The organism is Mucilaginibacter jinjuensis (assembly GCF_028596025.1).
GTDB classification, from domain to species: Bacteria; Bacteroidota; Bacteroidia; order Sphingobacteriales; family Sphingobacteriaceae; genus Mucilaginibacter; species Mucilaginibacter jinjuensis.
Genome location: NZ_CP117167.1, coordinates 634516 through 657614 on the forward strand (window position 1 = coordinate 634516; position 23099 = coordinate 657614).

The 23099-nt window shown below is 43.0% G+C and carries 22 protein-coding genes; 14 read left to right on the plus strand and 8 right to left on the minus strand.

Annotated elements, in window-relative coordinates:
- Window positions 1–173: 173 nt before the first annotated feature.
- From secA to PQO05_RS02920, 4 genes are all read left to right on the plus strand, one after another.
- Window positions 174–3479, plus strand: a complete 3306-nt coding sequence (gene secA, locus PQO05_RS02905; protein WP_273631153.1) for a preprotein translocase subunit SecA — start codon at window positions 174–176, stop codon at window positions 3477–3479.
- Window positions 3480–3677: 198 nt separating this feature from the next.
- Window positions 3678–4121 (plus strand): SPOR domain-containing protein, encoded by a 444-nt coding sequence (locus tag PQO05_RS02910; protein ID WP_273631154.1) that lies wholly within the window; start codon window positions 3678–3680, stop codon window positions 4119–4121.
- A complete protein-coding gene (locus PQO05_RS02915) occupies window positions 4121–5305 on the plus strand; it encodes a M20 metallopeptidase family protein (RefSeq protein WP_273631155.1) in 1185 nt (394 codons plus the stop codon). Before PQO05_RS02910 ends, PQO05_RS02915 begins: the two co-directional genes overlap by 1 nt.
- Before the next feature lie 9 nt (window positions 5306–5314).
- Window positions 5315–6244, plus strand: a complete 930-nt coding sequence (locus PQO05_RS02920; protein WP_273631156.1) for a hypothetical protein — start codon at window positions 5315–5317, stop codon at window positions 6242–6244.
- Window positions 6245–6435: 191 nt separating this feature from the next.
- Here PQO05_RS02920 and PQO05_RS02925 read toward each other — a convergent pair whose 3' ends face one another.
- The 4 genes from PQO05_RS02925 to PQO05_RS02940 form a co-directional block, all read right to left on the minus strand.
- Complete coding sequence (locus PQO05_RS02925; protein WP_273631157.1) at window positions 6436–6813, minus strand: VOC family protein; 378 nt, start codon at window positions 6811–6813, stop codon at window positions 6436–6438.
- 254 nt (window positions 6814–7067) lie between these two features.
- Window positions 7068–8504: an asparagine--tRNA ligase gene (gene asnS / locus PQO05_RS02930; protein ID WP_273631158.1), complete on the minus strand. Its 1437-nt coding sequence runs from the start codon at window positions 8502–8504 to the stop codon at window positions 7068–7070.
- A gap of 74 nt (window positions 8505–8578) precedes the next feature.
- Window positions 8579–9085 (minus strand): DUF6252 domain-containing protein, encoded by a 507-nt coding sequence (locus PQO05_RS02935; protein ID WP_273631159.1) that lies wholly within the window; start codon window positions 9083–9085, stop codon window positions 8579–8581.
- A 45-nt stretch (window positions 9086–9130) separates the two neighbouring features.
- The gene (locus PQO05_RS02940; RefSeq protein ID WP_273631160.1) at window positions 9131–9616 is read right to left on the minus strand and encodes a DUF6252 domain-containing protein; all 486 of its coding nucleotides are present in this window, start codon (window positions 9614–9616) and stop codon (window positions 9131–9133) included.
- 147 nt (window positions 9617–9763) lie between these two features.
- Between PQO05_RS02940 and dnaG the strand changes: the two genes are divergently transcribed.
- The 5 genes from dnaG to PQO05_RS02965 all read left to right on the plus strand — a co-directional run bounded on the left by dnaG (window position 9764) and on the right by PQO05_RS02965 (window position 14539).
- Window positions 9764–11731 carry a DNA primase gene (dnaG, locus tag PQO05_RS02945; RefSeq protein ID WP_273631161.1) on the plus strand — a complete coding sequence of 656 codons (1968 nt, stop codon included), beginning with the start codon at window positions 9764–9766 and terminating at the stop codon, window positions 11729–11731.
- Window positions 11732–11733: 2 nt separating this feature from the next.
- Entirely contained in the window at window positions 11734–12096 is a 363-nt protein-coding gene (locus tag PQO05_RS02950; protein WP_273631162.1) for a YraN family protein, read from the plus strand.
- A gap of 13 nt (window positions 12097–12109) precedes the next feature.
- Complete coding sequence (locus PQO05_RS02955; protein WP_273631164.1) at window positions 12110–13180, plus strand: glutaminyl-peptide cyclotransferase; 1071 nt, start codon at window positions 12110–12112, stop codon at window positions 13178–13180.
- Between the two features lie 239 nt (window positions 13181–13419).
- Window positions 13420–13929 (plus strand): RNA polymerase sigma factor, encoded by a 510-nt coding sequence (locus PQO05_RS02960; protein ID WP_273631165.1) that lies wholly within the window; start codon window positions 13420–13422, stop codon window positions 13927–13929.
- On the plus strand, window positions 13916–14539 hold the full coding sequence (locus PQO05_RS02965) for a hypothetical protein (RefSeq protein WP_273631166.1): 624 nt from the start codon (window positions 13916–13918) through the stop codon (window positions 14537–14539). Before PQO05_RS02960 ends, PQO05_RS02965 begins: the two co-directional genes overlap by 14 nt.
- Window positions 14540–14791: 252 nt before the next feature.
- Here PQO05_RS02965 and pgi read toward each other — a convergent pair whose 3' ends face one another.
- Window positions 14792–16438 carry a glucose-6-phosphate isomerase gene (pgi, locus tag PQO05_RS02970; protein WP_273631167.1) on the minus strand — a complete coding sequence of 549 codons (1647 nt, stop codon included), beginning with the start codon at window positions 16436–16438 and terminating at the stop codon, window positions 14792–14794.
- A gap of 225 nt (window positions 16439–16663) precedes the next feature.
- Here pgi and PQO05_RS02975 point away from each other — a divergent pair, with 225 nt between their 5' ends.
- From PQO05_RS02975 to PQO05_RS02990, 4 genes are all read left to right on the plus strand, one after another.
- Window positions 16664–17098, plus strand: coding sequence for a hypothetical protein (locus PQO05_RS02975; RefSeq protein ID WP_273631168.1), 435 nt, complete (start codon window positions 16664–16666; stop codon window positions 17096–17098).
- 88 nt (window positions 17099–17186) lie between these two features.
- A protein-coding gene (prfB, locus tag PQO05_RS02980; RefSeq protein ID WP_273631170.1) for a peptide chain release factor 2 occupies window positions 17187–18282 on the plus strand; the annotation gives its coding sequence in 2 pieces (ribosomal slippage) (window positions 17187–17246 and window positions 17248–18282; 1095 coding nt in all).
- A 2-nt stretch (window positions 18283–18284) separates the two neighbouring features.
- Window positions 18285–18569, plus strand: a complete 285-nt coding sequence (locus PQO05_RS02985) for a hypothetical protein (RefSeq protein ID WP_273631171.1) — start codon at window positions 18285–18287, stop codon at window positions 18567–18569.
- Between the two features lie 103 nt (window positions 18570–18672).
- Window positions 18673–19587 (plus strand): alpha/beta hydrolase, encoded by a 915-nt coding sequence (locus PQO05_RS02990; protein WP_273631172.1) that lies wholly within the window; start codon window positions 18673–18675, stop codon window positions 19585–19587.
- Between the two features lie 147 nt (window positions 19588–19734).
- Here PQO05_RS02990 and PQO05_RS02995 read toward each other — a convergent pair whose 3' ends face one another.
- The 3 genes from PQO05_RS02995 to PQO05_RS03005 form a co-directional block, all read right to left on the minus strand.
- Window positions 19735–20517, minus strand: coding sequence for a DUF4846 domain-containing protein (locus PQO05_RS02995; RefSeq protein ID WP_273631173.1), 783 nt, complete (start codon window positions 20515–20517; stop codon window positions 19735–19737).
- Window positions 20495–21211: a M23 family metallopeptidase gene (locus tag PQO05_RS03000; RefSeq protein WP_273631174.1), complete on the minus strand. Its 717-nt coding sequence runs from the start codon at window positions 21209–21211 to the stop codon at window positions 20495–20497. Before PQO05_RS03000 ends, PQO05_RS02995 begins: the two co-directional genes overlap by 23 nt.
- A 108-nt stretch (window positions 21212–21319) precedes the next feature.
- Window positions 21320–22180 (minus strand): transglutaminase-like domain-containing protein, encoded by an 861-nt coding sequence (locus PQO05_RS03005; protein ID WP_273631175.1) that lies wholly within the window; start codon window positions 22178–22180, stop codon window positions 21320–21322.
- Between the two features lie 41 nt (window positions 22181–22221).
- On the opposite strand from PQO05_RS03005, the gene PQO05_RS03010 reads away from it, so the two are divergent.
- The gene (locus PQO05_RS03010) at window positions 22222–23007 is read left to right on the plus strand and encodes an O-methyltransferase (RefSeq protein WP_273631176.1); all 786 of its coding nucleotides are present in this window, start codon (window positions 22222–22224) and stop codon (window positions 23005–23007) included.
- Window positions 23008–23099 lie beyond the last annotated feature (92 nt).

The following is a 23099-nucleotide window of genomic DNA, read 5'->3' on the forward strand; positions in this document are numbered from 1 at the left end:
GATAAAAGAGAGTTTTTAGCATATAATCAAGGGATTTTGAGAAAGGTTTGATACTGAAAACCGACAACCGGCAACCGACAACAGAAAATTTTCCTAACTTTACCTGCCATAATGACTTTTACATTCGTGTGGCGTAATTGTTGAAGTGATAGAGATTATATTATAAACAAAGCATGTTAGGATTTATCAGTAAGCTCTTCGGTAATAAATCAGAAAGAGACTTAAAAAGCATACAGCCTTTAGTAGAAAAGATTAAAGCGGAGTTCGCAAAGCTCGAAAACATTAGTAATGACGAGCTGCGTGCCTTAACGCTTGACTTTAAAGAAAGGATTGCACAGGGGCTTGCAGACATCGATAATGACATTCAGTCAGCAAAAGAGCAGGCAGAAAGTCCTGAAATTAGCGTTGACGAGAAAGTTGACCTATACACCCGCATCGATAAGCTGGAGAAAGACCGCAACAAAGCGCTTGAAGAGATATTAATGAATATCCTGCCCGAAGCTTTTGCCGTGGTTAAAGAAACAGCCCGTCGATTAAAAGAAAATAAAACTATTGAGGTTACTGCCTGGGATAGCGACCGTGAGCTGGCTGCAAAGAAAGCAAACGTTGTTATTAAAGGCGATAAAGCCATACACCATAATACCTGGTTAGCTGCCGGAAACGAAGTTACCTGGGATATGGTACACTATGATGTGCAGCTGATTGGTGGTATTGTATTGCACCAGGGTAAAATTGCCGAGATGACCACGGGTGAGGGTAAAACCTTAGTGGCTACCTTGCCTGCTTACCTTAACGCGCTTGCCGGCCAGGGTGTACACATTGTAACCGTGAATGATTACCTGGCGCGCCGTGACTCGGAGTGGATGGGCCCGTTGTACGAGTTTCATGGTTTAAGTGTTGATTGTATTGATAAACACGAGCCTAATTCTGAAGCCCGTCGCAAAGCTTATGGTGCCGATATTACTTTTGGTACCAATAACGAGTTTGGTTTCGATTACCTGCGCGATAACATGACCCGCACACCGGAAGAACTGGTACAGCGCAAGCTGCACTTTGCGATGGTGGATGAGGTGGATTCGGTATTGGTGGATGATGCCCGTACCCCGTTAATTATTAGCGGTCCGATCCCTCGTGGTGATGAGCATGAGTTTTACCAGTTGAAACCACGTATCCAACGTTTGGTGGATGCACAAAAAGCATATATCAACGGCGCATTAAACGAAGCCAAAAAACAAATTGGTGAAGGTAAAAGCGGAACCGACGAAGGTGGCCTGGCTTTATTACGTGCACACCGTGGTTTGCCTAAGAGCAAAGCTTTAATTAAGTTTTTGAGCGATGGCAGCAACAGAAGCTTATTGCAAAAAACAGAGAACTATTACATGCAGGATCAGGGTAAAGAAATGCCTTTGGTTGATGCTGACCTGTTCTTTGTAATCGACGAAAAAAACAACTCGGTTGAACTGACCGAAAAAGGTATAGAACTGATCACTGCTTCGGGCGAAGACCCTCACTTCTTTGTAATGCCTGATGTAGGCGGTGAAGTTGCTGAGATCGAAAAATCGACCCTGAGCGCCGAAGAAAAAGTACACCGCAAGGATGAGCTGATGCGCGATTTCTCAATCAAATCTGAGCGTATCCACTCGGTTAACCAATTGTTGAAGGCTTATACTTTGTTCGAAAAAGATACAGAGTACATTTTGGATGAAGGCAAGGTTAAAATTGTAGATGAGCAAACAGGCCGTGTACTGGATGGCCGCCGTTATTCTGATGGTTTACACCAGGCTATCGAGGCTAAAGAAAACGTAAAGGTTGAAGATGCAACCCAAACTTTTGCTACCGTAACGCTGCAGAACTATTTCCGTATGTACCACAAGCTTTGCGGTATGACGGGTACTGCCGTTACCGAAGCCGGCGAGTTATGGGAAATCTATAAACTGGATGTGGTAGAAATTCCTGCCAATAAAGGCATCCAGCGCGATGATCGCCAGGATCTGGTATATCGTACCATGCGCGAAAAATATAATGCCGTTGCCGATGAGATTGTTAAACTTACACAAGCCGGTCGCCCGGTACTGGTAGGTACAACATCTGTAGAAATTTCGGAACTGGTAAGCCGTATGCTGAAACTGCGCGGTATTAAACACAACGTACTGAACGCTAAACTGCACCAGAAAGAGGCTGATATTGTGGCCGAAGCCGGTAAAGCTGGAACTGTAACCATTGCTACCAACATGGCTGGCCGTGGTACGGATATTAAATTGGGCGAAGGTGTTAAGGAAGCCGGTGGTTTAGCCATTGTAGGCACCGAACGCCATGAGTCTCGTCGTGTCGATCGCCAGTTACGTGGTCGTGCTGGTCGTCAGGGCGATCCGGGTTCTTCACAGTTCTTCGTATCGTTAGAGGATAACCTGATGCGTTTATTCGGGTCAGAGCGTATCTCTAACCTGATGGTACGTATGGGTATCGAAGAGGGCGAAGTAATTCAACACTCCATGATCACCAAGTCTATCGAGCGTGCACAGAAAAAAGTAGAAGAAAATAACTTCGGTATCCGTAAGCGTTTGTTAGAGTATGATGACGTGATGAACTCACAACGTACTGTAATTTATGCTAAACGTAAAAACGCCCTGTTTGGCGAGCGTTTGGATGTTGATTTGAGCAACACCATTTTTGATGTAATTGAAGATGTGGTTACCGAGTATAAAGAATCAAATAACTACGAAGGTTTACAGTTGGAAATTATCCGCTTGTTCTCTTTCGATGTTGAGTTAAGCCAGGATGAGTTTGCAGGCAGCACAGTTGTTAAATTAACTGACAAGATTTTTGCCGAGGTAACAGATTTCTACCATCGTAAGCAACAGGCTATTGCTGACCAGGCTTACCCGGTACTAAAGGATGTATTTGATACTCGCGGTGAGTATGTAGAAAATATTGTGGTACCGTTTACAGATGGTATCCACGGTATACAGGTAGCAGTGCCGCTTAAAAAGGCAGTTGAAAACCACGGTTTGGAAGTGTTTAAATCTTTCGAGAAAAACGTAACCTTATCGCTGATCGATGATGCCTGGAAAGAGCACCTGCGCGAAATGGACGAGTTAAAGCAATCGGTACAAAACGCCGTTTACGAACAAAAAGACCCACTATTGGTTTACAAGTTCGAAGCGTTTGAACTGTTCCGCTCGATGCTGGCCAACGTGAATAAAGAAATGGTTAGCTTCCTGTTCAGAGGCGGTATCCCGCAACAGCAGGAGCCTGATGAAATTCAGGAAGCACGCCCTCAGCCTAAAACAGATATGCGCCAGATGCGTACATCTAAACCAGAGCTGATGCAGGATGGCAGCGGCATTGAACTGGCCGACATGCCGGATGCGCCAAAAGCAACCCCGATACGCGTTGATCCAAAAATTGGCCGTAACGATCCTTGCCCTTGCGGTAGCGGTAAAAAATATAAAAACTGCCACGGCGTAGGCGAGAATTAAACCCCCTCTAAATCTCCCCCTGAAAGGGGAGACTTTAGGAAATATAAATTTGTCATTGCCTAACGAGTGAGGCAATTCAAATAACACCGTCATTGCGAGGTACGAAGCAATCCCAAACTATACAGAGCCGCTCTGTAAATCGGGGATTGCTTCGTACCTCGCAATGACGTTATAGTTTAACAGACATTATTACATTCAATGAAAAACACAGCATCCCCTTACAAAACCCTTTTGTATATCACCGGATGCTGTTTTTTTATGCTTTGCAGTTTGGTATCTCAAGCCCAAACCCGCGGCAAAGTAGAAGTTATTAAAGATCCCCGTGTTGATACGCTGATTAACCGCAAGCTTAACGGTGGCGGCTCAGGTGGGCTTTCCTCTTTAGGTTACCGGGTACAGGTGTACAACGGGGCCAATCGCACCGCAGCCTACAAGGCCGAAGCTAAATTTCAACAAAACTATCCCGATATTCGTACCTATGTTACCTACAATGAGCCCAATTTTAAGGTTCGCGTGGGCGATTTCAGGACCAGGTTAGAGGCAACCAAAATGATGGAGCAACTGAAGCCCTGGTTCCCGCTGATGTTTATTATCCCGGAAAAAATTAATCCACCAAAACTGGATTCAGATACACAGAACTAATGATTAAAGAACGTATACAGCTGATAGCTGAAGAAATTTTTAATGATGTGGTTGGCAATCGCCGCCACTTGCACACCAACCCCGAGCTGTCTTTTCACGAAGTGGCAACCTCGGCGTTTGTGGCCTCAAAGTTAGATGAACTTGAAATCCCTTATGTGCGCATGGCAGATAACGGATTGGTAGGATTAATAGTTGGCAATAAACCATCTGACAGAGTAGTTGCCCTGCGTGCCGATATGGACGCATTGCCTATTACCGAAACCAATGATGTGCCTTACAAATCGCAAAATGTGGGTGTAATGCATGCTTGCGGTCACGATGCGCACACATCATCATTGTTGGGTACAGCTACCATTCTGTCGCGCATGAAGAATGATTTTGCCGGTACGGTGAAATTAATCTTTCAACCGGCTGAAGAAAAATTGCCCGGTGGTGCCAACCTGATGATACAGGAAGGCGTGCTGGAAAATCCGAAACCACAGGCGGTTATCGGCCAGCACGTAATGCCTTTTATTGATGCCGGTAAAGTTGGTTTCCGTGCAGGTAAATACATGGCCTCTACAGATGAAATTTATGTTAGAGTAATTGGTAAAGGTGGCCACGGTGCCCAGCCTCAGCAAAATATAGACCCGGTTATTATTACGGCGCACATGCTTACTGCATTACAGCAGGTGATCAGTCGTTTTGCAGATCCGAAGAACCCGTCGGTATTATCATTTGGTAAAGTAATTGCTAATGGCGCTACCAACGTAATCCCTAATGAGGTATACCTCGAAGGTACCTTCCGTACGATGGACGAGAAATGGCGTGCGGATGCACATATCCGCATGAAAAAACTGGCCGAAGGTTTATGCGAAAGCATGGGCGCTAAATGCGAGTTTACCATCATGAAGGGCTATCCATACCTCATTAACGAAGAGAAACTGACTGCCAATGTAAAAGGCTTTGCAGTTGATTACCTTGGCGAGGAAAACGTACTCGACCTTGATATCTGGATGGCTGGTGAAGATTTTGCTTACTACTCGCACGCTGCCGATAGCTGTTTTTACCGCCTGGGTACCCGTAACGAAAGTCGCGGTATTACATCATCGGTACATACACCAACGTTTGATATTGAAGAGTCGGCATTGATGGGCAGTACCGGTTTAATGGCTTACATTGCTCTTAAACAATTAGGCAACTAAGCCCGGCTGATGAAGAAATTTATTCTAAGTATTACCTTTGTGCTGATGGGCTTTTGCGCCCTGCATGCCCAGCAGATCAACAGGTTTAACCCGGATACCATTAAGTCGGTGGTGATCGACTCTAACATCGTCAACATCAAATCGCACAAACTAAACGTGCAGGATTTTATTGATGCTGTTGTTGCCGACACCAGTTTTTACAAAGCTTTTCACAATATGAAAGGCTACGATTTTATTGCCGAAAACCGTATCTATACCTTCGACAAAAAGAATAAGGTTAATGGCAAGATTTACCGTAAGCTGCACCATGGTGATGTAAACGGAAAACATACTATTGAAACCCTGGCTAAACGCGATAGCGGTAACCTGTACAAAAGCAATGGGAAATATCAGTTGTATACGGTTGAGATGTTTGATTACATTTTTCAGAACGCCTATAATTCAGATTTTTCTTCGATTGAAGACCTGCCAGGTGGAGGCAAAAATGAAACCTACAAGGATAAGCTGAAAACGCTGATCTTCCGCCCGGGTACTAAGGTTACGGGCATACCTTTCATTAGTAGCAAAACGGAGATCTTTGGTAAAGACATGCGCGAGTTTTACCTGTACCAGTTTGCCCGCGGCACATACCTGGATTCGATCCCCGTATACCGTTTTAAAGTGATCCGCAAGCCCAGCACCAGTGATGGCGATGTAATGATTAACGAGATGACCACCATCTTTGATACCCGCACCTTTCAGATACTGGGGCGCTACATCGATATGAAATACAGCAATATGTTCTTCGACTTTAACGTGCAAATGAACATTGAACTCAACAACTACAACGGTACGCTGCTACCCGCCAAAATAAGCTACCAGGGTAACTGGAACGTACCTTTCCATAAAGAGGAGCGTGCTGCGTTTTTGATATTGCATAAGGAATATAAGAAAGAGTAGAGGCACGTCGTAAGGAGACACAATACTTTGTGTCTCTTTTTGTTTAATTGGATTGTTAAACGTGCCCTGTCACACTGAGGCACTCGAAGTGTCGCGCGCAGAGGCCTGCCCACCATGCTTCGAGTGCCTCAGTATGACAGCCCTCTTCTCTTGAAGCTACGAGGAACGACTGCTACTGCCACTAACTCCTGCTACTTCTTACTTTCCGCCAGCGACAATAAATTCCCATCCGGGTCTTTAAACCAGGCTACCTTAGTGCCGTCTGGGGCTAACCAGATACCCAGGTCATCCTGCTCAAAAAAGCCGAAGATTTCGAAATAGATTCCTTTGGCGGTCATTTTGACAATCATGTCTTCAATATTATTTACACCCCAGCCCAATACCGTAAATGGATGTGGTATTAATGCCTGTACCGTGGTTACGCGCAGTAACGTTCCGTTGGCATCAAATTCTAAAGCAAAGGGGCTTTCTGATACTTGCGTTAAGCCTAATGTTTCGCCGTAAAATTCTTTAGCGCGTGTTGGGTTTAAGGTAGGGATAAATGCGTGGAGTGGAGAAGTGTTGAGCATGATGTTGGATGGTTTATATGCTTAAAATTAGTAAAAAAATGTCATTGAATGAGATCCGCGGTACTTACGTTTACCACGTCATTGCGAGGTACGAAGCAATCGCGAACTATACAGAGCCGTTCTGTATAGCTGAATTGCATAGTCGGGGATTGCCATCCCGACAGTAGTTGGGACTCGCAATGACGGTTATGGTGTAAAGCAAAAAGGCTTTCCTAATGGAAAGCCTTGAATACTATTATTAACCCAAAGGGGTATTAAAACTCTGCGTTTTTAGGGAACCTTGGGAAAGGGATCACGTCGCGGATGTTACCCATACCGGTAACAAACAGTACCAAACGCTCGAAACCTAAACCAAAACCAGCATGCGGACAAGCACCGAAACGGCGGGTATCCAGGTACCACCAAAGCTCATCTTTAGGGATGCCGATCTCGTCCATGCGTTGCTCCAGTTTATCCAAACGTTCCTCACGTTGCGAACCACCGATAATTTCACCAATGCCCGGGAACAGGATGTCCATAGCGGCAACGGTTTTGCCATCGTCGTTCTGGCGCATGTAGAAAGATTTAATCTCTTTCGGGTAATCAGTAAGGATAACCGGTTTTTTAAAGTGTTTCTCAACCAGGTAACGCTCATGCTCCGATTGTAAATCTGTTCCCCAACCTTCTACCGGGTAGGCAAACTTTTTCTTCTTATTCGGAGTCGATTCCTTTAAGATCTCGATAGCTTCAGTATAAGTCAGGCGTTGGAAATCGTTATCCAGGCAAAATTGCAGTTTATCCAACAAGCTCATTTCAGCCCGTTCGTTCTGCGGTTTTTGCTTGTCTTCATCCTCTAAACGCTGAGTTAAAAACTCGAGGTCTTCTCTGTTATTTTCAAGAGCGTAGCTAATTACATATTTCAGTAAAGCTTCGGCCAAATCCATGTTATCTGCCAGATCATAGAAAGCCATTTCCGGCTCAATCATCCAGAACTCGGCCAGGTGGCGGGTTGTGTTTGAGTTTTCGGCACGGAAAGTTGGGCCGAAAGTATAAATATCGCTTAGGGCCATTGCACCCAGCTCGCCTTCCAGCTGACCAGATACGGTTAAGTTGGTCGATTTTCCGAAGAAATCCTGTTTAAAGTCGATCTCGCCTTCTTCTGTACGTGGCAGGTTGTTCAGGTCAAGGTTTGTTACACGAAATGCTTCACCGGCACCCTCAGCATCCGACTGTGTAATTACCGGTGTGTGCAGGTAAACAAACCCACGCTCCTGGAAGAACTTGTGAACAGCAAAAGATAAACTATTACGCACACGGAAAATAGCGCCGAAAGTATTGGTGCGGAAACGCAGGTGCGCAATCTCGCGTAAAAACTCCAGGCTATGCTTTTTAGGTTGCAGCGGGTATTTTTCAGGATCGCTATCACCCAGTATTTCAATCGCAGTTGCTTTGATGTCGAATTTCTGGCCTTTGCCCAATGATTCTACCAACGTACCGGTAACGCTAAGCGCAGCACCGGTGGTAATGCGTTTAAGCAGAGCTTCGTCGGTGTTCTGAAAATCAACTACAATCTGGATATTATTATTGGTAGAGCCGTCATTTAAAGCGATAAACTGGTTGTTACGGAATGTACGTACCCAACCCTTAACTGTAACCTCAATGTTTGTTTCTGTGCTTTCCAGCAGTGCTTTAATTTTAATGCGCTTACTCATATCCAATAAAAATGTGAATGGCAAAAATACAATTTATTAAATACGGAGGCAATCAATACATTATTAAACATGCACTAATTAACTATGTATACGCCGACGTGGTTAATCGGGGCTTTAAAAGCACCGTAAGTAAACACTATTTTATTGGGTGTGCTATTGTTATCAGCAGGATATTTTTCGAAAGTAAGGTCAAAATTACCGGTCATGATGTTTTTACCTTCATCGTAACGGGTAATAGTTAATTGGTTTGTGGCATCATTACTTAACCTGTATGAACTGAAAGGCTTATTTAGAGTTGTGCCGCTATTGCCATAATAGGTAGTTAAATCGCTCTGTTTATATTTGCCAACCCCTTTGCTTTTAAATATAAAGTTTAAAGTTTCGCCGCCATTTTGGGCATTAATTAAAATAGCATCATTTGGGTTGTTATCTGTAGAAAGCGGTAAAGGATTTGTGCCTATCCACATCACACCATTTTTCTTTGCAGAAACGGTATATGCTGCTTCGGCCGGCGAATCATCTTTTTTGCAGGCACCTAACACGTATATCAGCACTAATGGTAGCAAAATGAGTTTTTTCATGATAGGTAATTTAGATTTTAATTAGCGTTACCAGATTGCTGTAATTTATAAAGCAATACTTAAAGCCGATTTAAATTCGCCCTGGTTAAAAGTTACTGTAGCAGGGTTAGAGTCGGCTACGCCCGTCTTTTTAAAAGTTAGGGTAAAGGTGCCTTGTATTTCGCTGCTGCTGGGTTTGGTTACACTAATTGTATTGTCTTTTGTGGTATCTAAAGTATATGTACTCATAATTACATCCTGCCCAATAGTGGTATAAAATGTTGTTTTGGCAGGGTCGGGTATATAATTGCCCTGGCTGTTTAATTTAGCAAGAATGCTGATATGCTCTTCGCCCAGGGAACCGCCAACAACTATGGTATCTGGCTTAGTTTTTTGAGCATTAAAAATAGAATACGATTTGGTGCTCCACGACACCCCATTTTTACTGGCTTTGATGTAGTAAATATTTGGCGTGTCGGCTTGTTTATCTTTTTTACAGCTAAACATTAAAACAGCAAACAAAGCCAAAAGGCTAACGGTTAGGTTTTTCATCGGTGTATAAGTAAGGTTACTAAATACAATACGTTAGCAGTTAACCGTTTGCTACAGTAGGCAAATTTTTGTTAAATTGTACGCAGGGTATCAATCTGTAATTGTCTATTTTTGTTGTCCCTTAAAATAAGCGTTTCTAATTAAAGCATGATCACCAAACTCACCGTTGATAAAATTATGGAGGCTACCGACATTGTCGAAGTAGTTGGTGAGTTTGTAAATTTGAAAAAACGTGGTGCCAACTACGTTGGTCTGTCGCCTTTTGTGAACGAGAAGACACCTTCGTTTACCGTATCACCTGCCAAAGGAATCTTTAAAGACTTCTCATCAGGCAAAGGTGGCTCGGCCGTTACCTTCATTATGGAGCTGGAGAAGTTTACTTATCCGGAAGCACTGAAATGGCTGGCTAAAAAGTACGGCATCGATGTTGAAGAAACGGTAGAAAGCAGCGAGAACAAGGAAGCCGACAGCCGCCGCGAGAGTTTAATGATCGTGTCGGGCTTTGCGGCCAAGTTTTTCCAGGAGAGCATGTGGGATACCGACGAGGGGAAAAGCATTGGCCTTAGCTATTTTAAAGAGCGTGGTTTTACGCCCGAGATTATGCGCAAGTTCGAGCTCGGTTACTCGCCCGATCAATGGGAGGCCTTTACCGGAGCAGCACTTACAGCAGGTTATCAGGAAGAATTTCTGGTAGAAAGCGGTTTATCCGTAAAACGCGATAACGGAAACTTATACGACCGTTACCGTGGCCGGGTAATGTTCCCGATCCATAATTATACGGGCCGGGTAATTGCCTTTGGCGGACGTACATTAAAGAGTGATAAAAATGTACCCAAGTATGTAAACTCGCCCGAGTCGGAGATTTACCATAAATCGAACGTGCTTTATGGTTTGTTCTTCGCCAAAAAGGCTATCCGCGACCTGGATAACTGTTTCCTGGTAGAAGGTTATGCCGATGTACTCTCGGTTCACCAGGCAGGGATTGAAAACGTGGTGGCCTCATCAGGTACTTCGTTAACGGTAGAACAGATCAGGTTGATCGGTCGCCTTACCCAAAACATTACCATTTTGTACGATGGTGATGCTGCAGGTATCAAAGCTTCATTGCGTGGATTGGATTTGATCCTCGAAGAAGGCCTTAACGTAAAGGTGGTATCTTTTCCTAACGGAGACGATCCCGATTCGTATGTGCGCAAGGTGGGCAGTACTGCCTTTAAGCAGCACATCGAGCAAAATAAAAAAGACTTTATTCTCTATAAAACCAGCATCCTGTTACAAGATGCCGGTAACGATCCGCTGCGCCGTGCAGAGGTGATCCGCGAGGTGGTAGAAAGTATCGCCAAAATTCCCGATCACATTAAAGCTTCCGTCTTTATTAAAGAGTGTAGCTACCAGATGCAGATCGAGGAGCGGGTACTGCTTTCTGAGCTGAATAAAATGCGCCTTACTAAGGCCAAAAAGAATAATCAGCAATCGGACCGAAATCATCAGCAGCAGCAACAATACAGCGAAGGGCCGCCGCCCGATTTTGATTATTATTCGATAGAAGCGGCGGAGGCGGCAGTTGAAACTGCAAAAGAATCAGAATCTGGCCTTAACCAGGAGCGCGAAATTATACGTTTGCTGTTATTGTATGGCAACCGGATGATCGACTGGGATGGCATCACCAACACTTATATCGGTCCGTTTATGATTGCCGAGCTGAGTGACGTTACCTTCGATAACCCGGTGTGCAAACGCTTTACTGATATTTACCGTACCCAGGTAGAGAACGGCGACCTGCCGGATGATAAATTCTTTATCCATTATGACGATAAAGAAATAGTAAATCTTGCGGTTGACATGCTGGCTACCAAATACACGCTGAGCGAGAACTGGTACGAGATGCATAAAATTTTGATCACCGACGAGCTGGATCATTTACGTGCAGCTATACTCGGTGCCATCTTCCACCTTAAAAAACAAAAAGTGGGTAAGATATTGGAAGGTTTACGTAAGGAACTCCAAACCACCGAAAGCCCGGTTGACCAGGACATCCTGATGACCCGCTACCTGCAACTGAAAAAGGTAGAAAAACACATCTCCGATTATTTAGGCTCTGTTATCATCAAATAAGCATGGCCAAACACCTCGATTTAGGCCGAAAAGGTGAGCTCATCGCCAAAACACATTTGCTTAATTTGGGTTATGAAATTCTGGACGAGAACTGGACCTACGGAAAAGCCGAGGTAGATATCATCGCATACAAAAACAGCGTTATTGTATTTACCGAAGTGAAGGCCCGTAGCGGCACCGGTTTTGGCCAGCCCGAAGATTTTGTTGATAATCGTAAACAAAAATTACTGGCTGATGCCGCAGATGAATATATTTACCTGATGAATCACCAGGGCGAAGTGAGGTTCGATATCATATCGGTACTTTTCCGTGGTGAGCAATATACTTTAAAACATATAGAAGATGCATTCTGGCCCACGGCCTGAACAATTACACCTTATGAAATTCCACAAAACTTTAATACTTGCTGCAGCGGTATCTGTAATAGTAAGCTGTAAAAATAAGACTGCCGAAAGCGGCTTTAATGTACATGTTAGTCCCGAAGCTGGAGCAAGCTACAAAGCCGGTACCGATGTGCCCATTAAAGTAAGCTATAGTGCTGATGTAAAACCCGATTCAGTGGTTTATATGTTGGATGATAAACACCTGGCAGTAAAGAAAGATTCGTCGGTAGTAACCCTTAAAACTGATACGTTGAAAATGGGTATTAAAGCCATTACGGTAAAGGTTTATCAGGGTGGTAAGGATGAGGATGCAGCAACTAATATAGTTGTGCTGGCGCCTAAAGAACCAGAAGCTTTAACTTTTAAGGTTGAAAAATCGTTTCCTCATGATACGAGTAGTTATACTGAGGGGTTAATTTACCACAACGGATATTTCTATGAAAGTGATGGTGGCAGGGTTGCTGATGAGGAAGGGCAATCGAGCTTGCGTAAAACCGATATTAACGGTAAAGTATTGCAAAAAGTAGATGTTGACCCTAAGATATTTGCAGAAGGTATAGCCATTGTAGATGATAAAATTATGCAACTAACCTGGACCGAGAAAATAGGTTATGTATATGATCTGAACTCGTTCAAATTATTAAAAACCTTCCAAAACAATGTAGGTGTTGAAGGTTGGGGTGTAACTTATGATGGTAAAAAGATTTACATGGATGATAGTACCAATCGCCTATGGTTTTTAGACCCTCACACCTACCAGCAAATTGGTTATGTTGATGTATATGATGATAAAGGCCCGGTTAACCAGATCAATGAGCTGGAATACATCGACGGCAAAATATATGCTAACGTTTATACAACGGATACCATTGTAGTAATTGACCCTAAAACCGGCGCAGTTACACAACGTATTGATTTAAAAAATCTTTATCCTGACAGAAAAGATCATAACCAAAGCGCCGAAGTATTAAACGGTATTGCCTGGGATGCAGAAGGTAAGCGCCTGTTTGTTACCGGTAAGAAATGGGATAAATTATTCCAGGTGAAGTTTGTTCCGATTAAGTAAGAATAGATATAAAGCCCGTCATTGCGAGGAACGAAGCAATCCCCGACTTACAGAGCGGCTCTGTATAGTGCGCGATTGCTTCGTTCCTCGCAATGACGGTAAGATCGAAAAGCGGCTGCATGAAAATGCAGCCGCTTTTGTTTGGGAGCTCAACTAATAATCCTAGCAATATTTTCCTAACTTCCCTTGTAACAAATCTCCATTACCGATACTAACTGTGTGTAATAACCATTAAGCGATTGGAAAATAAAGAAACCCGGTTTATGCAATTGATTGAAGAGCACAAAGGCATGCTCTTTAAGATCTGCCGTATTTACCAGGATGATAATGCCGACCGCGACGACCTGATGCAGGAAATGATTTTACAACTATGGCTGGCTTTCGATTCATTTCAGGGGAAAAGCAAATTCAGTTCATGGATGTACAGAGTGGCTTTAAACACGGCGATCCTGTTCTTCAAAAAACAGAAACGCAGGCCCGATAGTGAGCAATTGCCAGATCAGCTTGAATATTTAGAAGCACAGGAACTCGACACTGAAAAGGACGAACAACTGGCGCTGTTTTATAAAGCCCTTAAGCAATTAAATAAAGTAGAGAAGGCTTTGATATTTCTATACATGGAAGACCAGCCTTACGAGGATATAGCGCTTAACCTGGGCATTAGCGAGGTGAATGTGCGGGTACGCCTCAACCGCACAAAAAACAAATTAAAGGACATTATTAAAAGCATTAATTATGAATATAGATGATTTAAAAGATGCCTGGAAAAATGATGATCGGGCGTTTACCCATTCACCAATAAGTGTTGCTATGCAGGGTAAAACCACATCGGCTGTTACCCGTATTCGTAAAAACATGAAATCTGAGTTTATTGGTACATTATGCTCTTACCCTATTTTTATCTGGTTCTTATTTTTTAGACAAACAGATCCATTTTTATTTAATATCACCAGTTTACTGTTTTTTAGCATGGCAATTTTAAATGCTTATTACTTTTTTAAATTCTATGTATTCTACCGTTCTATAAGCAATTATGATGTGAGTATGAAAAGTAGCATTACCAAGGTTGCTTATGAGTTAGAACTTAATACCGAGATATATAAAGCACATAGTTTTTGCATTACACCCATTGCAATTATGATAGCCATTGGCTTGCTCTGTGGTAAACAAACATCAGCTTATATATTACAAGGTTTAACCGATTCATCACACAGCGCTACTTCTCATCTATTAATTATGTTCGGTATTTTATTGATCAGTTTTATAGGGGCTTTTATTTTTATCAACCTGCATATCAGGCTTAAATATGGGAAATACCTCAAAGAGCTGAAAGCTATTATTTGTGATTTAGAAGCATAAAAGGAAACAGGAATCGAGACAATAAACACCGTCATTGCGAGGAACGAAGCAATCCCCGACTTACAGAGCCGCTCTGCATAGTTCGCGATTATTAATTTGAGTTTTGTTTATAAAGGTATTAATGAGCTCCCGGTCGGTTGTCTTCGTACCTCGCAATGACGGTTATGTTTAATAAGAAAGGCGATTGCACAGCAATCGCCTTTCTTATTTTCTGTCTTGATTCTTGTTTCTCGATTCTTGACTCTCTTAAGATTACTTCCACTCTTTATATTGATTGATCAAACCGTTGGTTGATGAATCATGAGAAGTGATTTTATCGTCGTTTCTAAGCTCAGGTAAAATGTTGCCGGCCAATTGCTTGCCCAACTCAACACCCCATTGGTCAAAGCTGTAGATGTTCCAGATAATACCCTGTGTAAATATTTTGTGCTCGTAAGCTGCAATTAATGACCCTAAGCTTTCCGGCGTAATTTCTTTCAGCAAGAAAGAGTTTGTAGGGCGGTTACCTTCAAACACTTTAAACGGTGCAATTTTGGCAATCTCCTCATCTGTTTTACCTGCTTTCTTCAGTTCAGCAGTTGCTTCTTCCAGCGTTTTGCCATTCATTAGAGCTTGGGTTTGTGCAAAGAAGTTCGATAGCAGCATTTGATGGTGCTCGCCCAGTGGGTTATGCGAAATAGCTGGCGCGATAAAATCGGCAGGGATCATTTTGGTACCCTGGTGAATCAACTGGTAAAATGCGTGCTGACCGTTAGTGCCTGGCTCGCCCCAGATGATCGGACCAGTTGAGTAGTCTATCGCATTACCATTACGATCTACAGATTTACCGTTACTTTCCATATCTCCCTGCTGGAAGTAGGCAGCAAAGCGGCTCATGTATTGGTCGTAAGGTAAGATAACATTGGTTTCGGCCTCAAAGAAGTTGTTATACCAAACGCCGATCAAGCCCATAATAACCGGGATATTTTGCTCAAATGGTGTGGTGCGGAAATGCTCATCCATTTTATGTGCACCGGTTAATAAAGCCTTAAAGTTATCAAAGCCAATATTTAACACAATTGATAAACCAATGGCACTCCATAAAGAGTAACGGCCGCCAACCCAATCCCAAAACTCAAACATGTTGGCTGTATCGATCCCAAATTCTGATACACCTTTTGAGTTGGTTGATAAAGCTGCGAAGTGTTTAGCCACATCAGCATCCTTAGCGCCAGATTTAATGAACCAGTCGCGGGCGCTGTGCGCGTTCGCCATGGTTTCCTGCGTGGTAAAGGTTTTAGAAGCGATCAGAAACAGGGTAGTTTCGGGATCGAGGTGTTTTAAAGTTTCAACAATATGTGTACCGTCAACGTTAGAAACGAAGTGGGCGTTCAAACGGGTTTTATAAGCCTTTAAAGCTTCGGTAACCATCACCGGGCCTAAGTCAGAACCACCGATGCCGATGTTTACTACGTCTGTAATTTCTTTGCCGGTATAACCTTTCCACTCACCGCTAATTACGGCTTCGCTAAAGGTTTTCATGTGGTCTAATACCGCGTTAACTTCGGGCATTACGTCTTTACCGTCTGAGTAAACTGGCGTATTGCTTACGTTGCGCAGGGCAGTGTGCAGTACCGAGCGGTCTTCGGTAACGTTAATTTTTTCGCCTGCAAACATGGCTTCAATTGCCTTGTTTAGGCTACACTCGTTTGCTAATTGAATCAGTAAAGCGATAGTTTTTTCGTCTACACGGTTCTTCGAGTAGTCGAATAAAATATCGTTAAACCTGATCGAAAAATTCTCAAATCTTTGATTATCAGATTTAAATAAATCTTTTAAATGCGTAGCAGTAATATCAATGTAATGGTCTGCTAAGTATTTGTAAGCGTTGGTTTCGGTGAAATTTACGTTTGGCAACATATTTGAATAATTTTTATCAAAAATAGAAGTAAATGTTTAAAACAGCGTTTAAATAACGTTACTGTTTTGCACAAAGAACACGCAATTACGCAACTTGTGCGGCCTAAAAATTCATTTCAATGCAATTATTTATAACAGGCTGTTTTTAGCCCTGTTATCGCCGCTAAAAAGTGCCGACATTTACTTTACCGATTACGCTTTTGTAACCAGTTAACACTTAATATTATGTTCGAAAAATTATTCTTACTTGTAAAAAGTAACGCCGGCACAGCCGTTATCAACAACCCGGTTATACCAGCCGGTAAAAGCGAAGCCGTTATTAACGAAGCTTCAAGTTCAATCATCGAGGTACTTAAAGGCCAGCTGGAAAACGGCAAGCTTAAAGACCTTGTAAAAATGTTCCAGTTTCCGGATATTAAAAACAGCGCATTGGTGACCAGCATTATCAACAGGTTTGCCAATAAGCTCAATAAGTTTTACAGCATAGATCCTAAAGCTGCGTTCACTACCGCCACTAATTTAATTATGCCGGTAATGCAGCAAATGGTACAACAATCAAACGCCGATAAAAATGGTGAGTTTGGTGTGCAAAACTTTGTATCCAAATTAAGCGGTGGCGCCGATTTAAGCCTGTTAGTAAACAACTACCTGGCCGCATAAGCCAACCGCAACATAATATTGAAAAGGGCTTGCCATTAGGCGGGCCTTTTTTGTTATTGCTGCGTTTACATTTTATATCTTTGCTATTATGACTAAAGAACAGATTCAGGATTTAAGGGATAGAACAGCTTCCCTGAGGAGGCATCTTTGACATCGACAAGAAATTAGCCGAGCTCGACGCAGAGCAGGAAATAACCATCGGCCCGCATTTTTGGGACCATCCTAAAGAAGCTGAGAAGGTACTCGCTTCAATCAAAACCAAGAAAGTATGGACAGACGCTTTTAAGAAAGTAGAGTCTGTTGTTGAGGATACCGGCGTACTCTTTGAATTTTATCAGAGCGGCGACGCTACCGAGGCTGAACTTGACGAGCAGTTTAACCTGGCCACCAAAGCTATGGAAGAGCTGGAGTTTAAGAATATGCTCTCGAGCGAAGAGGATCAGCTGAATGCCGTACTACAAATTACAGCAGGTGCCGGTGGTACCGAAAGCTGCGACTGGGCCAGCATGCTGATGCGTATGTACATTATGTGGGGCGAAAAGAATGGCTATAAGGTTACCGAACAGGATTCGCAGGAGGGCGACGTGGCGGGTATAAAAACCGTAACGCTGCAGTTTGAAGGCGATTTTGCTTACGGATACCTGAAAGGCGAGAATGGCGTACACCGTTTGGTGCGTGTATCTCCGTTTGATGCCAATGCCAAGCGCCATACCTCGTTTGCATCGGTATATGTGTACCCATTGGTTGATGATACCATCGAGATTGATGTTAACCCGTCTGAGATCGAGTTCGAAACCTTCCGTTCGGGCGGTGCAGGTGGGCAGAACGTGAACAAGGTAGAAACCGCGGTACGTTTATATCACAAACCTTCTGGTATTATTATCAAAAACCAGGAGTCGCGCTCGCAATTGCAGAATAAGGAAAACGCTATCCGTTTATTGAAATCACAGTTGTACGAGATCGAGATGCGCAAACGCCAGGAAACCAGCAACGCCATTGAAGGCAACAAGAAAAAGATTGAGTGGGGCTCGCAGATCCGCAACTACGTTTTACATCCATATAAACTGGTAAAAGATTTACGTACCGACTACGAAACATCAAATGCAGCAGCAGTGCTCGATGGTGATCTGGATGAATTCCTGAAAGCTTACCTGATGGAGTTTGGCGGAGGCCGGGGCAAGTAAAAATGGATAAGAAAGCATCTTACCTGTCTGGGTTTTATTTGCTATCACTGGGAATGATTGTTTATTTCAATCATTCCCCAAGTTTTAAAAGTGGCCCGTGTACGCCAAATCTGGATTTTTTTTCCTTCTTTTTATTTGGGGCGGCGGCAACTTTGTTATTCTTAATAAGTTTGATAAAGTTGGTTGCAAAAGAGCCTAATAAATCAATGCTTATTATTAATTCTATTGCAGCATTAGGCTGGTGGGGTTATTTGATAATAGGATCCCTGTTATTGAAACATACGTGATGAGATAACGTAAAGACTGTAGAAGTAGATAAAATGTCTGTTGTCAGGACGAATCTAAATTCGTTATCTTGGCAACAGACATTTTTTATTATAAGGCCTTGTTATGAGAAAACTATTAGCCGCCCTGATGTTATTAACCACCGCAACATTTACATACGCACAGCAAAGCACCCCAATTGCACTATATCCTAACGGTGTGCCTAACAGCAAACCGGCACCGGGTGTATATCGGGAAAGATCGACAGACAGTAACGGTGGTATTGGTTATGTAACAGATCCGCAGTTGATACCGTTTTTTCCGGCTAAAGATAAAGCTAATGGTACGGCAGTTGTAATTTGTCCGGGTGGTGGGTATCAACACTTGTCAATGGATAAAGAAGGATACAAAATTGCCGAAAAGCTGAACGAGTTGGGCATAACCGCCTTTGTACTCAAATACCGTTTACCGAGTGATTATATTATGGTTGATAAAACCATCGGCCCGTTGCAGGATGCCCAACGAGCTATACAAATGGTAAGGCAAAATGCAGCCAAGTGGGGAATAGACCCAACAAAGGTTGGCATTATGGGTTTCTCGGCAGGCGGGCACCTGGCATCAACAGAAGCTACACACTATGGCAAAGCAGTGATTGCCAATACTGATAACACTAACCTGCGTCCCGATTTTGCGATATTGATATACCCTGTAATCACCATGACCGAGGTTAGCCACAAGGGCTCTAAAGAAAATTTGCTTGGCAAAACACCATCACAAGAAATGATCGACCTGTACTCGAATGAAAAACACGTAACCAAAGATATCCCGCCAACCTTTATCGTTCATTGCCAGGATGATGATGTGGTGCCTATTCAAAACTCGTTGATGTTTTACCAGGCCTTAACAGATAATCATGTCAATGCCGAAATCCATGTTTATCAAAGTGGTGGTCACGGTTTTGGACTGCATAACCCACGCTCGCACGAGGACTGGTTTATTGATTTAACGGGTTGGTTTCAAGCAAAAGGATTGGTGAAGTAATTTAAGAGAATCAAGAATCGGGAATCAAGAATCGAGACGGAAACAGCATGGTTTCTCCTTTTTGTCATTTCGACGATAGGAGAAATCTTCTGCACTTGCTCTATGCTTTAATCCAATACAAATCCTTTTCATCGGGAATACCAACCCTCATTCAAACCGCTTCAAATACATAAGCTGCACTAAATTGCCATAAGGGATATTAGCCGGTTCATCTAACCTAAACCACGGCCCACCACTTTGCAATATCTGTATGTTTTGTGCAGGCATAAAGCTTTGCGCTAAAAGGAAACATTTTTTGCCCGCTTTGTTTTTAGCTACATCCATAATAATAAAGCAATGCCCCGGCGAACCACCTTTAATAAATATATCGCCGGTTTTTAAGTCGTTTTCACTTTCAACCTTCTTTAATTCTTTATCCAGCGATAATGTGCCTGCGTACGAAAACACGAGGTTCATATAACGTAAGAAATTGGCATAGCTATAATCTTTCTTTGCAGCTAATCTCCATTTGCCCGATTGTTGGTAACGGTAGCCATCTGCAAAGTGTACAAAATCGCAATTAAAGCCACTGGTAAATTTAAAGCTGATTTTATCATAAGCTTTTTTCTGAAACAGGTATTCGCCCCTCAGCCGCATTACGGCATCTGCACATTGCTGCAAATCCTGGTTGCCAACACTCATATCAATAACGGCTGCGGTATATTTATCAGTATTGGCAATAGTGCCGCGGTAGGTAAGCGTATGTGTACCGGCTGGTTTAAGCGAAAGTTGTTGCAACCAGGCACCAAAGCTGCCAGGCGAAGTAGTGATTTGCTGATATCCTGCCGGTGTATGAAACCTTGTGGTAACGGTTTCGGCTGGCTTTGTAAACGAGATGCATACTACAGCCAATATTAAAGTTACAACTTCATAAGGCTTGGGCTTTAACAAGGTTTTGATAACAGTTGAACGGGGCAGGAAGCCCATTAATGAAATGGAATGCCGAGAAATGCAAATGCGTTGGCGACCGTTTCTTATAAGCATTATAACCTGTGCGGCCAACCTCGGCAATTCTTTGTCCCTGTTTTACAACATCACCCGGCTCAACAAAAATGGCTTTATTATGGGCATAATAAGTGAGCATATTGAGTTGGGGATGATAGATCCAGATGTACTTGCCACCGCGCAAGGCGCTTGCTGTTGGCCACTCATTGGTACAGGCTATTACAATACCATCTGTTACGGCCAAAACGTTAACGGGTTTTAGGGTGCGGTCGTCTAAGCCGTCCTGGTTACGGTCGGTGATAAATATATCATGGGCGGGGTGTGCCAGGTGCTTGTTGCCGTCAAGGTATTTGTAACCCTTGTCGCTGTAGCCATTACCATGTGTGCCACCTATCGCATTAGCGTGATAGCCAGCCAAAGGGAATACCCAGGTATCGTTACCCGAGATAGCACCGGTATTTTTTATGCTGAGGATAAGTTGATTGAACTTTACCGCTGCCTGTTGTTTATTAACAGAGCCATTGATAATAGCAGTATTTAATTGATCGAGTTCTTTACAGGCGGACCGTAATTCGGGTGTTTGCGCCGATAAATGGACAAATGAAATAAGCAGAAAAAAGAGCAGAGAAACTTTAGGCATTGGTTAGGTATATGCCTAAAGTTAGGTATTAAGATTTAAAAACTTACGCTGATTGAAATTTATTGAAGCAGCGATATTCTCTCATTCACTCCCTCTATCATTCACCCATTATTCTAAAACTATCTCTAGTAATGCGGTCAACTCATTCACCTTATCGGTTGATCCTAAAGTTTCATAAGCACTGATGAGGTTGCGCAGTATTCGGCGAACTATATCCGCATTGCTACATGGCTCATAGAACTGCTTGTCGGGTTTTACACCCAGCTGTTTCAGAAACATATCTACATCGCGGCGACCGAAAACGAAGCCTTTGTTAAAGGCGTTGATATAAAAGAGTATGCCGCTTTCAAATTCGGTGTCCTTGCTTTCGTCTACGTAGGCCAATATAAAATGTTGGGGCAGGTTTACACCGTAAACCGGGATATCCAACTTTTGGGCCACGATTGAATAAATAATGGCCAGCGAAATCTGGTTCCCTTTGTGCGATTCGAGCACCTGGCTCAAATAACTATTCTGCGGATCCTGGTGGCTGGTTTTATTACCGCTGAAACCGTGCATGTTGTAAAACACATGGTTCATCAGTTTTATCTGTTCAACCGGGCTGGCTTCGTTGTGGAGTTGCAGCCATATATCACGCTTAATAGCCTCAATTTGGTTGATGATCTTTTGCTCATCGAGGTCGGGGTACTGGTATTTGTTGATAATAAGTGCGCCCTGCAACAGATCAAAACTGCCGCTTTGATACCAGAGCATCAGATCGGTTTTTACATTGCTGAACTGGATCTCGTGCACCAGGTTGGCAATGCGTTCCTGCAAAATAGGGTCAAATGCTTCTTCCCAGGCCGATTCGAGGTAAGAGATCGCAGTGTCGCCGTATTCAAACAATTTATCATGTACGTGGTTGAAGATTCCGTTATCCGGGTCGTCCAGTAATTTTATGAGTGAGTTAATTTCTGAAGGCTTAATCATTGATGACATAAAATATTAATCCTTTATATAATTTTACCACCATGTTTAGATGGCAATTCGCGAAAGACTACCTGCTGCACCGCGTCAGCGCTAAAACCAGGCACGGCCTGCATTCGCCCTTTGTTTACCGTTTGGTTGATGAAGTAATTTACGATTTTCAACCTAAAAAAGTATACTCCGAAATCGAAAATTTCAGAAAACAACTTTTAAATGACGATAGAAGTATTACCGTAACTGACCTGGGCGCAGGTTCGCACGTTAATAATAACAAACAAAAACAGGTAGCCCAGATTGCCAAAAACGCACTGAAACCACCCAAACTGGCGCAGTTATTATATCGACTGGCGGCTGATGCCAAGCCTGAAACCATTATTGAACTCGGTACTTGTTTAGGCATCACTTCGCTCTACCTGCAATATGCTGCCCCGCAAGCTAAAATTTATACCCTGGAAGGCTGCCCCGAAACTGCAGGTGTTGCCCAGCAAGGTTTTAACAATGCCGGTGCCAAAGATATTACGCTGATGGTGGGCAACTTTAACGACACCCTGCCGGGCCTAATAGATAAACTCCCCAAGCTGGATTTTGTATTCATCGACGGTAACCATCAAAAGCAGGCTACGCTTGATTATTTCCACTGGGCGCTACCCAAAGTGCATGAAAACACCATGCTCATCTTCGACGATATTTACTGGAGCGAAGGCATGAAACAAGCCTGGGCCGAAATTAAAGCCCACCCAGATGTTACCATCACGGTTGATTTGTTTTGGATTGGGTTAGTATTCTTTAGAAAAGGAAAGCCGAAGGAAGACTTTAAGATAAGGTTTTAATTTGTCGATTTGTCAATTCGGTAATTTGTCAATACAAAAGCCAATTTGGTAATTTGTCGATTAGTTAATGCTTTGCTTAGCATTGACAAATT